The following is a 12,213-nucleotide window of genomic DNA, read 5'->3' as shown; positions in this document are numbered from 1 at the left end:
GGCTTTCGCACGTTGGGAGACCCCTCATGGTCAACATCACCCGCGCCGCCGACCTCACCATCATCGGCGCGAACGGCGGCGGTTGGGTCGCCGATACCGGCGCCACCGCCCCCGCATCCCCGCTGGACCAGCCCATCGCCCCGTGGGAGCCGCTCGGCGCCATCAGCGACGACGGCCTCGTCTACGGCTTCGACGAGGAGTCGCAGACGTTCACCCCGTGGGGCCAGACCTCGCCGATGCGCACCACCATCACCCAGTCCGTGCGCACGTTCCAGGTGACGCTGTGGGAGACCGCGCGCGTCGCCGTCCAGTCGGTGATGTTCCGCATCCCCGCCGCAGACCTCACCCCCGACGGCGGAACCGGCCTCACGAGCTTCGCGGAGACCGCCAGCCCGACGCCGGACCGCCGCTCGTGGTGGTTCGTCGTTCTCGACGGCGACAACGCCCGCGGCTTCTACGTCCCCCAGGGCGAGATCTCCGACCGCTCCGACGTGACGTTCAAGCAGGACGAGATGTCCGGCTACCAGATCACCGTCACGGCCTACCCGGACGACGCAGGCAACACCGTCTACCACACCGACTCGGTCCCGGCGACGCCCGCCTACACCGGGTCCTGACCCCTGAGCTGGTGGCGGGCCGTCCTGGCGCGGGCCCGGCCCGCCACCTACCCATCCAGCCCGCGCCGCAGAGAGGAAGGCCCGCGCTGCCATGACCACAACCAGCGAGACGACCGCCGTCGAGGCGCAGGAGATCGAGGCCACCGAGGGCGAGTACGTCACCGTGCCGCTCGCCGGGTACGACGGCGTCACCAAGGACGTCCGCGTCCGGCCCGCGACCCGCTGGCGGGCCTCCGCCCTGCGCGCCCTGAACAGCGGCGACATGGACACCTTCATGGGGCTGGTGCTCCACGAGGACGACTACGCCATCTACGAGGACCTCGACCCCGACATGGAAGGCATCGGCAAGTTCGCGCAGGACGCGGCCGAGGCGGCCGGTGAGGCCCTGGGGAAATCCAGTGGACCGCGCAGGTCCTCCAAGAACACGCGGAAGCGGTAGAGGCCGACCTTCTGGAGCGCGGCCTGGACGTCCTGGACGTGCACCGCGGGGCGATGTCGTGGCGGCGGCTGCGGGTTCTCGTCCAGCACCTGCCGCCCGAGTCGGCGACGATGACCGCGATCCGCAACGCCATGCCCGAGGACGACCTCGCCGAGGTGTCCGAGCGGGGCGAGCCGGAGAAGGGCCGCTGGAGCCAGGTCGAGCAGCTCCTCGCCGTGGTCGCCGACCGGATCGCGCACCTGGAGTACGCCTTCATCTGCGCCAACACCGAGAAGAAGAAGGACCGCCCGGACCCGCCAGAGCCGATCCGCCGGCCGGGCGCGAAGCCGCCGAAGAAGAAGACGGCGCCGCTCACCGAGCAGTCCGCTCAGACCCTGTTCCGGCTCATCAACGGAGGCGCGGCCTGAGCCGCCGGAGAGGGGGCCTGCTGTGGCGATCTCCGTCGGCTCGGTCGAGGTCGATGTCGTCCCCAACACCCGCGGCATCTACAGCCGACTGCGGGGCGCGCTGGTCCCGGCCGCGACCCGCGCAGGCGAGGACGCCGGCACGGCTGCGGGACGCTCGTTCAGCGGAGCCATGCGGTCCGAGGTCGGCACCATCGGCCTGTCCATCGGCCAGCAGATCGGGTCCCAGATCGCCGCCCGCATCACCGCCGAAATCCGCGGCGCGCTGCGGGACGGCATCACCCAGGGCGGGCGCGCCGCACGCCCGGCCGCCACGCGGCAGGGCAACGACACCGGCGGCGCCTTCGCCCGCTCCCTGCGGGCCCGTCTGCAGGCCGCTTTCCGCAGCATGCCGCGGCTGGACGTTCGGCTGTCCGACACCGGCGTCGACGCCGACCTGGCGCGGCTGCGGGCCCGCTTGGAGACCCTCAGCAACAAGACGATCGGTGTCGATGTCGACGCCGCGGCGGCCCGGGCGGAGGCCGCCGACATCGAGGAGCGGCTGCGCCGGATCGGCGCCGCCCACCCCAACGTCGCGGTTCGTGCCGACACCGCGGCGGCCATCGCGCAGCTCGCCGCAATGCGGGAGGAGATCGACCGCCTCGAACGCGACCCCGCGCGCGTGCGCGTGGAGACCGACGGCACGTTCGGACAGCGACTGCGCGCCGCCGTCCAGCAGGCCCAGGCGTCCCTGCCCGAGGTCAACATCACCGCCGACACCACCCCGGCGCAGATCGAGGTGATGCGGCTGCGCGCCCAGCTCGGGCAGCTCGCCGACCAGCGCGTCGGCATCGACATCGACACTGGCACCGCGATGGCCCGCATCGAGGCGATCCAGGCACGCCTGCAGGTCCTGGCCGCATCCGACGCTGATGTCGACATCCGCGTCGACACCGGCGCCGCGATGGCCCAGCTCGCCACCGTGCAGGCGATGGTCAACCGCCTCGACGGGCAGACCGCGAACGTCAACATCAACACTCGTGGCGCGGTGCGGGCGCTGCTGCACCTGTCGATCGCTGTCGCCGGCGTGGCCGCGATCCCCGCCGTTCCTGTCCTCGCCGCAGGGATCGGCTCGATCGCTGCTGCCGCGCTGGCGGCGGGGGCCGGCGTGGGCGCGCTCGGCGCGGCAGCGGTGCCGGCGTTCCTCGACATCAAGGAAGCGCTCGAGGCGCAGAAGACCGCCCAGGACGCGGCGGCCACCGCCACCGCCAAGGGCGGCCAGGTCGCCGCCCAGGCGGCCCAGCGGGCCCTGCAACTGGAGTCCGCGCAGCAGGCCCTGGCGTCGGCCGAGCGCAACGCGGCCCGGCAGATCACCCAGGCGCAGCAGCAGGTGGTCCAGGCGCGGCAGAACGCCGCCGACGTGGCTGCTCAGGCGGCGCAGCGCAACCAGCAGGCCGCCCGCGCCGTGCAGGACGCCGAGCGGTCCCTGGTGGACGCGCAGCGCACCGCCCGACAGGCCCAGCAGGACCTCACCCAGGCCCGCCGGGACGCCGCCCAGCAGCTGGAGGACCTGTCCAGCCGCCTGGCGAATGCCCAGTTGTCGGAGCGGGATGCGGCGCTGGCGGTGCAGGAGGCGCAGGCCCGGCTCGCCGCGACACAGGCAGCCGGGTCGAGGGCGACGCTGCTGGAGCGGCAGCGCGCCCAACTGGCCTACGACCAGGCGGTACAGCGCCTGAAGGACCAGCAGACCGAGACCAAGCGGCTGGGCGAGGAGCAGCAGGAGGCGTCCCGGGCCGGGGTGGACGGCTCGGACGTGGTGCGCCAGGCGCAGGAGCGTCTCGCTACTGCTCAGCGGCAGGTCGCGGACCGTGCCCGGGCGGTGCGGGACGCGCAGACCGAGGCTGCCCGCACGCAGGTGGAGACGGCCCGGCAGGTGGCGCAGGCGCAGCAGCGTGTGTCGGAGGCGACGGCGAACGTCGCGGTCGCCCAGCAGTCGGCGGCCGAGGCGGTGGCCTCCGCGCAGCGGCAGGTCCAGTCTGCGCAGCTGTCGGCGGCCGGCGCCGCGGACCAGGCTGCGGTGGCGCAGGCGAAGTACCAGCAGAAGTTGGCGGCCATGACGCCGGCGACGCGCGGCACCTTCAACGCGTTCATGGCGCTGCGGGAGGCGTTCCGGGGCTGGTCGCGTGAGCTGCAGCCGCACATCATGCCGATCTTCACCCGGGCGCTGGACGGGATGCGCCGCTCACTGCCGGGGCTGACGCCGTTCGTCCGCGAGGCCGCCGACGCGATCGGCGAGCTCCAGGACCGCGCCTCGCGCGCGTTCCGCTCGGAGGGCTGGGCCGAGTTCAAGAAGGACCTGGCCGGCTCGGTGCGCCCGGCGATCATCGGCCTGGGTGTCTCCCTGGCCAACATCGGCCGCGGCGTCGGCGGCATCCTGCAGGCGTTCATGCCGCACATGGACTCTATCGACGGCCGGATGCGGTCCATCACCGGCCGCTTCGCCGACTGGGGCACCTCGCTGAAGGGCAGCCCGGAGTTCGAGAAGTTCCTGGAGTACAGCTCGGTGACGGCGCCGAAGCTGGGCGAGTTCCTGCGGCAACTCGGTGTCGCCTTCATCGATGTCGGCAAGGCCCTGGCGCCCATCTCCGCCGTGCTCCTCATGGTGCTCGGCGGGCTCGCCGAGGCGATCGGAATTATCGCGGACAAAGCCCCGTGGATGATTCAGGCCATCTACCTGGCGATCATCGCGATGAAGCTGTGGACGATCGCGCAGTGGGCGCTGAACCTGGCCATGTCGGCGAATCCCATCACCCTGGTCGTCATCGGAATTATGGCGCTCGTCGCCGCAGTGATCTACGCGTACAACAGGTTCGACTGGTTCCGCACCGGCGTGCAAACCGCCTGGAAGTGGATCCAGATCGCTGCCCTGTGGACGTGGAATGCCGTACTGAAGCCGGTGTTCGAGTGGATCGGCAAGATCGTCGTCTGGCTGTGGACGTACATCATCAAGCCGTATATCGGCTTCATCATCGCCTACTGGAAGATGGTCGGCCGCATTGCCATGTGGCTGTGGGAGGCAGTGCTCTCGCCCGTCTTCAAGTGGATCGGCGCGCTGATCGCCTGGTGGTGGAACAACATCGTCAAGCGGTACTTCCAGCTCGTTCGGGGGGCGTTCCGGGGTATCGGCTGGGTGGCGACCTGGCTGTGGGAGAAGGTCATCCGGCCGGTGTTCAACTTCATCGCCGGGCTGTTCCGGTGGTGGTGGAACAACATCGTCAAGCGGTACTTCGGATTCGTGCGCTGGGCTATCGGGAAGCTCGGCGACGCCTTCGGCTGGCTGTGGGAGAAGGCCGTCCAGCCCGTATTCAATTGGATCGCCGACAAGGCCACCTGGCTGTGGGAGAAGGGAATCAGGCCGGCCTTCGATCTGATCCGGCAGGGTATCGGCAAGGTCAGGGAGGGCTTCGAGACCGCCAAGGACGGCATCGGCAAGGCCTGGGACAAGGTCGGCGACATCGCCAAAAAGCCGGTGAAGTTCATCATCGAGACGGTCTACAACAAGGGCATTCGGAGCGTCTTCAACAAGGTCGCCGGGTTCGTCGGCATGGACAAGCTCGGAGAGGTGAAACTCCCGAAGGGCTTCGCCACCGGCGGTGTCCTGCCCGGCTATACCCCGGGCCGGGACGTCCACCTCGCCGCCCTGTCCGGAGGCGAGGCCGTCATGCGGCCGGAGTGGACCCGCGCGGTCGGCCCCGGCTACGTGCATGCCATGAACGCCGCCGCCCGCGCGGGCGGCATCAGCGGCGTACAGCGGGCTCTGGGACTGCCGGGCTTCGCCGACGGCGGCATCGTCGACTGGGTCACAGACAAGGCGAAGAGGGTCGGCAGTGCTGTGATGAGCGGCGCCGACTTCCTGACCAGCCCCTCGAAGATGTGGGACAAGGCGGTCGGCTTCATCAAGGACCGTATCGCCGACATCGGCTCCTCGGGCTGGGCGAAAATGCTCGCCCGCCTGCCGCAGCGGATGCTGTCCGTGCTGAAGGACCGGGTCCTCGGCGCAGCGACCGCCACGACCGGCCAGTGGGTCAAGCCCGTAACGGCCGCGTTCGGCACCCGCTTCGGCGTCGCCGGGTCCCGCTGGGCATCGGGCCGGCACACCGGCCTCGACTTCCCGGCGGCGGTCGGCGCCGCGGTGCGGGCCGTGGCCGACGGCCGGGTATCCAGGGCCCGCAACGGCGGCCCCTACGGGATGCACGTGGTCGTCGACCACGGCGGCGGCCTGCAGTCGCTGTATGCCCACCTGTCGAAGATCATGACGAAGGTCGGTGCTCGTGTCGGCGCCGGGCAGCGGATCGGCAGCGTGGGCGCGACCGGCAATGTCACCGGCCCGCACCTCCACCTGGAGGCGCGGCAGAACGGGCGGGCGATCGACCCGATGCCGCTCCTGAACGGCGCCGGGGGCCCGTCGGGCGGTCGGGGCGTGGAGCGCTGGCGGTCGGTGGTACTGCGCGCCCTGGGGCTGGTCGGCCAGCCGAGGAGCCTGGCGAACACCACGCTGCGGCGGATGAACCAGGAGTCCGGCGGCGACCCGCGCGCGGTCAACCGGTGGGATATCAACTGGCAGCGCGGCCACCCGAGCGTCGGACTGATGCAGGTCATCCGCCCGACGTTCGAGCGGCACGCCGGACAGTTCCGCGGCAAGGGCCCGAAGATGTACGGCGTCTCGGTGGATCCGCTGGCGAACATCTACTCGTCCATGCGGTACGCGCTCGCGCAGTACGGCGGGCTCGCCCGGGCCTACGACCGGCCCGGCGGCTACGACTCGGGCGGCTGGCTCATGCCGGGACAGCTCGGGTTCAACGGCCTGTCCCAGCCGGAGGCGGTGCTCACACCGCAGCAGTTCCGGGACATGTCCACTCTCGCCGCCCGCGGCGCGGAAACCGTCTCCGGTCTTCAGCCGGGTGACCGGCTGGCGCTGCGGGTGGCCGACCGGGAGTTCGACGCCTACGTCGAGGAGCTCGCGGAGGGCCGTGTTCAGGCGGGGTTCGCGCGGGCCCGCCGTCGCCTGCAGGCCGGAGTCAAGCAGTAGAGGAGGCACCTCATGCCGATGATCGTGGACTTGTCGGCGCCGGTGGTGTCGCCTCCGGTGAAGGTGGTCAGCCCGGATGGCTGGCTGACGGCGGCGGTGGACGAGACGCACGCGGGTGTGGTGCTGGCCGTGGACTACACGGCCGGCACCCCGCTGGCGGACGCGGCGGATGTGCTGCGGGTGCGGATCGTGCGGCAGGACCCGGGGTCGGCCGCCGTGGTGCCGGTCCGCTCGGGGGATGCGGCGTGGGCGGTGGGCGGGGTCGGCTCGGCCTACGACCACGAGGCGCCGCTGGGCGTCGGGGTGGCGTACACGGCCACGCCGATCTACGCGGACGGCACCACCGGCCCGTCCTCGTCGTTGGCGGTCACGGTCCCGGCGCCGACGCCCCCGGCGGACGTGTGGATCAAGAGCATCGACGATCCGTCGCTGTCGGCGCGGGTGACGGTGCTGTCCTGGCCGACGCTGCAGTGGGAGTCCCGGATCGACTCCGCGCAGGTGCAGGGCTCGCAGTACCCGGCCGCCAGCCAGGACGTGTACTCGGCGAGCACCTCGGACATCACGATCGACGCCGAGGGGGCTGAGATCGAGGCGCTGCGGGAGCTGCTGACCACGCCGGGGGTGCGGCTGATCCAGACGCTGCCCGGCTACCACCGGCCCGACCTGTACGCCCTGTTCGGCTCCCCGCAGGAGTCGACGGTGTCCACCCCGGATCAGCCGCGGACGTTCACCGCGCAGGTGGTGCAGGTGGCCCGGCCGGACACCGCCGGGCAGCCGCTGCGGGTGCCCGGCTGGTCCTGGGACGTGGTCGGCGAGCGGTTCGCCACGTGGGATGCGTTCGCCGCGAGCTACCCGTCGTGGGCGTCGGCCGCGGTGAACGGGGCGGTGTGAGGTGCTGCGCATCAGCGCGGAGGTGCTGGCCGCGCTGCCGCAGGCGGTGGGCCGGCCGTACCGGGCGGAGTGGAGTAACGACGGCGGCCTGACCTGGCAGTCGTGCGGGCTGGTCGCGGGGTCGGCGCAGATCACCGCCTCGCGCACCGCGGAGGCCCGCTACACCGGCTCCGCGACCCTGACCGGCGTGGCCCTGGGCCGGGACGGCATCAACCCCATCTCCACCGCGGTGCGCCTGTGGCAGGGCGTGACACTGCCTCGCTCCTCCCCAGTGTGGTTCCCGGCCGGCCGGTACGCGGTCACGCGCTGCCGGCTCACGAAGACCGGCATCGAAGTGGAGTTCGGCGGGGTCGAGGACGAACTGCGGGCCGCCTCTTTCCCGGCGCCGCAGACCATCGGCCCCGGCCGGGCGAAGGATCTGATCGAGGCGCTCGTGGCTGCGGCGCTGCCCGGGGCGTCGGTGGCGTGGCGGGCCGGGGTCGACCCGGACACGCCGGTGCCGTCGTTCCTCGCCGAGGAGGACCGGTGGTCGGTGCTGGCCGCCGGAGCGGACTCCACCGGGCAGGGCACGGGCATCGCGCAGGCGCTGGCGGGGGAGATCTGGGCGGACGCCCGCGGCGTCATCACCGTCGGCCCCGTGCCCACCATCGACGACCCGATCGTGTGGCGCATCGGCGCGGGTGTTGGCGGCGTCCTGGTCGAGCCGCAGCAGGAGCAGAGCAGCGAGGGTCTGGCCAACGTCTGGGCCGTCTCCGGCGAGAGCAGCGGCGAGGGCGCGGCCATCGGCCCGGCCTACGCGTGGGACTCCGACCCGAATTCGCTGACCTACGCCGGGCCGGACCCGATCCAGGATCCGTTGGCGGCGCAGCGGGAGGGCCTGCACTGGGTGCGGCTGCGGGTCGCCCGCCACTCCGACGCCCTCATCACCTCGATGCCGCAGGCGCAGGCCGTGGCCCGGGCGAAGCTCGCCGACAGCCTCGGCCTGCAGGCGTCGCTCAGCCTCACCGCAGTGTGCAATCCGGCGCTGGAGCCGGGCGACGTCGTCGAGGTCGAGACCGAGCCGGGCCGGTGGGAGCGGCACCTCATCGACTCCCTGTCCTACACGCTCGGCGCCGCCTCCATGTCCTGCTCGACCCGCACGACCTCGAGGAGGCTGTGATGGCGGACGAGGCGGTCCTGTGGAGTGAGCAGACGGCGCGTACCGGCCCCAGCGGGCCGACCCGCGTCAGCGCCCAGGTCGTGGACGTCACCGAGGACGGCCGGGTCAACATCATGCTGCAGGGGTCGCTAGTCACGGACGTGCCGTGCACGGACGCCTACCGGGGCCGCCGCGCTGGTGACTGGGTGGTGGTCCGGCTGGGCGCGCACCCGATCGTCGAGTACCGGGTGGGCCCGGACCCGGGCGAGGCCAGCGAGGAGTCGGTGCGGACCATCGCCGCGGAGGCGCAGGTCGTCCGCTCGGTGACGTGGGGTGTGGGCGCCCCGGCCGGGACGGGCTGGCAGCAGGCATCGGCGCTGCCGTACTTCCGCCAGAGCGCGGCCGGGCAGATCGAGCTGTACTACCCGGTCGGCGCGGTCGTCGACCCGTCGCCGGACGCTCCGCCCGTGCAGGCCCCGAAGACGGTCACCATCTCGCCGACCTCGTCCGGCTCGTGGCGGAACGGGAGGCCGGACGACTACGTCGACTACCCGATGCAGGGCGACTGGACCGGCGGCGGCAACAGGCGTGGAGCCTGGTTCTACGGCACCGCCATCGCTGACGCCTGCACGGGCAAGACCGTGGCCGACATGCGGGTGACGTTCACCCGGCGGCGGGGGAGCGGCGTCAACGCCTCCCGCCCGGTGCGCGCGTACCTGCACGACTACACCAGCGCGCCGGGCGGCCAGCTCAACATCAACTCCGGCCCGGAGGACGTCATGTCCCTCTCCGTCGGCGCCACGAGGACCGCGGCCCTGCCCGCCTCGTGGGTCACCCAGCTCGCCTCCGGCGCCGCCCGCGGTCTGGCCATCTACGACACCGGCACCCGCAACTACATGGCGGTCAGCGGCGGCAAGATCACCATCAGCTTCTCTGCATAGGAGACGCCCCTTGGCCACCATCGGATACGCAGACCTGCCCGTCCCGGACGGCGGTGACGCGCCCGCGGGCTCCGGGCAGCTGGCCGCGCTCGCCGCCGCCATCGACCCGCGCCTGCTCCACCACGTCACCAACGAGGCCGAGCGCGACACCGAGTTCGCCGGGGCGCCCGTCAGCACCGCCGTCGTCGCCGACAACGGCACCCTGTGGATCAAGACCGGCGTGAGCCCGGACGTGTGGACGACCGTGTGGGAGCCCTACGAGAGCTGGCAGAACGTCACCCCCGCCGCGGGCATGACGGTCTCCAGCCCGCCCGCCCAGTACCGGCGCGTCGGCAACCAGGTCTATCTGCGCGGCAGGATCGCCAAAACGGACGAGTCGAACATCGTCGGCACGTCCGGCGCCGCGATCTGCGCCGTGCCCACGAACCTCGCGCCGGTGACGCAGGCCACCTACCCGTGCCCGACCTCGCTGGCCGGCGACATCGCCTCCGGCGTCGGCAAGGTCGAGATCGTCGGCGCCGACAACCCGAGCAGCACGTGGGGCCCGCCGGGGACGCTCGTGTGGTGGAACCAGGAGTCCACCGCCGGCACCCCGTGGGTGAACATCAGCGGCTACTACTGGCTCGACTGAGGGGGCGTCGATGGCTCTGTACACCTACGGCGGCAACCCCGCAGCAGTCCTGACCACCAGCACCGGCGCGGTGGTGCCGGACTATCCGGTGCTGGTGCGCGCGGCCGGGACCGGCGCGCTGGTGACCGCACTGTACGAGGCGGACGGCGTCACGCCGATCGCCGAGCTGCGCACCAACGGCCCCGCGTCCGATGCCCCCGGCGCGATCCGGACGTTCAAGGCGGACGGGGTCAGCGCGATCGAGTACGAGTACAACGGGCCCAGCGGTCCGGTGCGCTGGTACGAGGCGGGGCGGGAGCTCGCCCAGGAGGCGCACGCCGCGGTGGCGGACGCGCTGAAGAAGGCCGAGGGCGGCACCGTCACCGCACCGGTCACCCTCGGCGGCGGGGCCACGGTGGCGTCCGGCATGACCGTCGCCGGCGGCGCCACCGTCGACTCGCTGAACACCACCGGCGACCTGACCGTGGGCGGGATCCTCGACGCGGCGGGCGGCATCGCCCTCACCGGCATGCGGATCTTCAACCCGCGCATCTACGGGGCGACCGGCAACGGCAGCACCAACGACGCGCCCGCGATCCAGGCCGCACTGTCCGCCGCGGCGACCTACGGCGGCGGCTGGGTCATCGTCCCGCCCGGCACGTACCGCCTGGCGACGCTGCCACTGCGGATCTACCGCAACACCCGGCTGACGCTGCTGCCCGGCGCGGTCTTCCGCCGCGCGGCCGACGCGACGCTGCTGCTCAACGGCGACGCCGACCAGGACTTCGGCGGCTACACCGGGCACGGCGGGCTCATCATCGAGGGCGGCGTGTGGGACATGCGCGCCACGACCACCGGCCTGACCAACCCGCGCATGTGCATCTCCCTGGGCCACGCGCAGAACATCCTCGTGCGCGGCGTGGAGATCAGGGACGTGCCCGGTTACCACGCCATCGAGGCCAACGCCTGCAAGGACGTGCGTATCCAGGACAGCCGGTTCCTGGGCTTCGTCGACACCGGCGGCCGGGAGAACTCGGAGGCGATCCAGCTCGACCTGGCCGCGGGCAGCGGCTACTTCGGCGGCTTCGGCCCCTACGACTTCACCCCCGTCGAGGACGTCAGCGTCTCGGGCTGCTACTTCGGCGCGTCCGGCACCGCGGGCACAACCGCGTGGGCGCGCGGCGTCGGCTCCCACTCCGCCCGCATCGGCCGCTGGCACAAGCGCATCCGCGTCACCGACTGCACCTTCGAGGGCCTCGTCGACTACGCCGTCCACGCCTACTCGTGGGACGACGTCGTGGTCGCGAACTGCCAGCTCGTGAACTGCGCGTCCGGCGTCCGCGTCCGCACCGTCGACACGGCCCGCACGAACGACACCATCAACACGTCCGGCACCCAGACCAGCGCCTCGCAGGCCCAGTCCGGCGCCGTCGTCGTCGGCTGCACGTTCCGCAACACCGGCGCCGAGGACGAGCCCATCATCATCGAGGGCGAGACCACCGGCCGCGTCCGCATGGTCACCGTCGCCGACAACGTGATCGAGCAGGTCAACACGCAGAACGGCATCAGGTTGACCTTCGTCGACCACTACGCGGTGACCGGCAACGTCATCCGCGATGTCAACGCGGGCACCGGCATCAGCCAGACCTCCACGACCGAGGGCGTGGTCGCCAACAACCGGATCGACGACGCCGACGTCAGCGGCATCACCGCCGGGTCCTGCACGGACGTCCTCATCGCCCACAACCACCTGAGCCGGCTGGGCGTGAACGGCATCCACGTCACGGCCGGGGTCAGGTTGAAGATCGACGGGAACTTCATCCGCGGCGCCGCCCGGGTCGACGGCAACGGCTACGGCATCCGAGTCACGACCTCAACGGCCGGGATCACGATCACGAACAACACGTACCGCAAGTCCGGGTCGGGCTTCGAGGCGCTGAACGCCCTGTCCATCACCGCCGGGAACACCGGCGTGCGGCGCTTCGGCAACGACTGGCTCGGCCAGGGCAACCCCACCGACGCGGTCGACGCCTCCACCTCCCCGAACCTGTCGCCCTACGACACCGGCGCCTGACCCGCCCGCACCACCGCAGCCCCGTCCGACG

At 72.0% G+C, this 12,213-nt stretch carries 9 protein-coding genes; all 9 read left to right on the top strand.

Annotated features, from left to right (window positions below; translation table 11 throughout):
• The first annotated feature begins 26 nt into the window (after positions 1–26).
• The 9 genes from QC029_RS05200 (at position 27) to QC029_RS05160 (ending at position 12,182) form a co-directional block, all read left to right on the top strand.
• Positions 27–617: a phage tail protein gene (locus QC029_RS05200; RefSeq protein WP_279554190.1), complete on the top strand. Its 591-nt coding sequence runs from the start codon at positions 27–29 to the stop codon at positions 615–617.
• A 91-nt stretch (positions 618–708) separates the two neighbouring features.
• Positions 709–1,056: a hypothetical protein gene (locus tag QC029_RS05195; RefSeq protein ID WP_279554189.1), complete on the top strand. Its 348-nt coding sequence runs from the start codon at positions 709–711 to the stop codon at positions 1,054–1,056.
• A gap of 53 nt (positions 1,057–1,109) precedes the next feature.
• Positions 1,110–1,463, top strand: a complete 354-nt coding sequence (locus QC029_RS05190) for a hypothetical protein (protein WP_279554188.1) — start codon at positions 1,110–1,112, stop codon at positions 1,461–1,463.
• A gap of 22 nt (positions 1,464–1,485) precedes the next feature.
• The gene (locus QC029_RS05185; protein WP_279554187.1) at positions 1,486–6,528 is read left to right on the top strand and encodes a peptidoglycan DD-metalloendopeptidase family protein; all 5,043 of its coding nucleotides are present in this window, start codon (positions 1,486–1,488) and stop codon (positions 6,526–6,528) included.
• Between the two features lie 12 nt (positions 6,529–6,540).
• Entirely contained in the window at positions 6,541–7,419 is an 879-nt protein-coding gene (locus tag QC029_RS05180) for a hypothetical protein (RefSeq protein ID WP_279554186.1), read from the top strand.
• Position 7,420: 1 nt separating this feature from the next.
• Positions 7,421–8,578 (top strand): phage tail protein, encoded by a 1,158-nt coding sequence (locus tag QC029_RS05175; RefSeq protein WP_279554185.1) that lies wholly within the window; start codon positions 7,421–7,423, stop codon positions 8,576–8,578.
• Positions 8,578–9,498 carry a hypothetical protein gene (locus QC029_RS05170; protein WP_279554184.1) on the top strand — a complete coding sequence of 307 codons (921 nt, stop codon included), beginning with the start codon at positions 8,578–8,580 and terminating at the stop codon, positions 9,496–9,498. Before QC029_RS05175 ends, QC029_RS05170 begins: the two co-directional genes overlap by 1 nt.
• Before the next feature lie 10 nt (positions 9,499–9,508).
• The gene (locus tag QC029_RS05165) at positions 9,509–10,129 is read left to right on the top strand and encodes a hypothetical protein (protein WP_279554182.1); all 621 of its coding nucleotides are present in this window, start codon (positions 9,509–9,511) and stop codon (positions 10,127–10,129) included.
• Between the two features lie 10 nt (positions 10,130–10,139).
• Entirely contained in the window at positions 10,140–12,182 is a 2,043-nt protein-coding gene (locus tag QC029_RS05160; RefSeq protein WP_279554181.1) for a right-handed parallel beta-helix repeat-containing protein, read from the top strand.
• The last annotated feature ends 31 nt before the right edge of the window (positions 12,183–12,213 follow it).

This window comes from Streptomyces sp. DH37, from assembly GCF_029813835.1.
In the GTDB taxonomy this organism is placed as follows: Bacteria; Actinomycetota; Actinomycetes; order Streptomycetales; family Streptomycetaceae; genus Streptomyces.
Note: the sequence above shows the minus strand (reverse complement) of the source record. Positions and strands in the feature narration are given on the sequence as shown.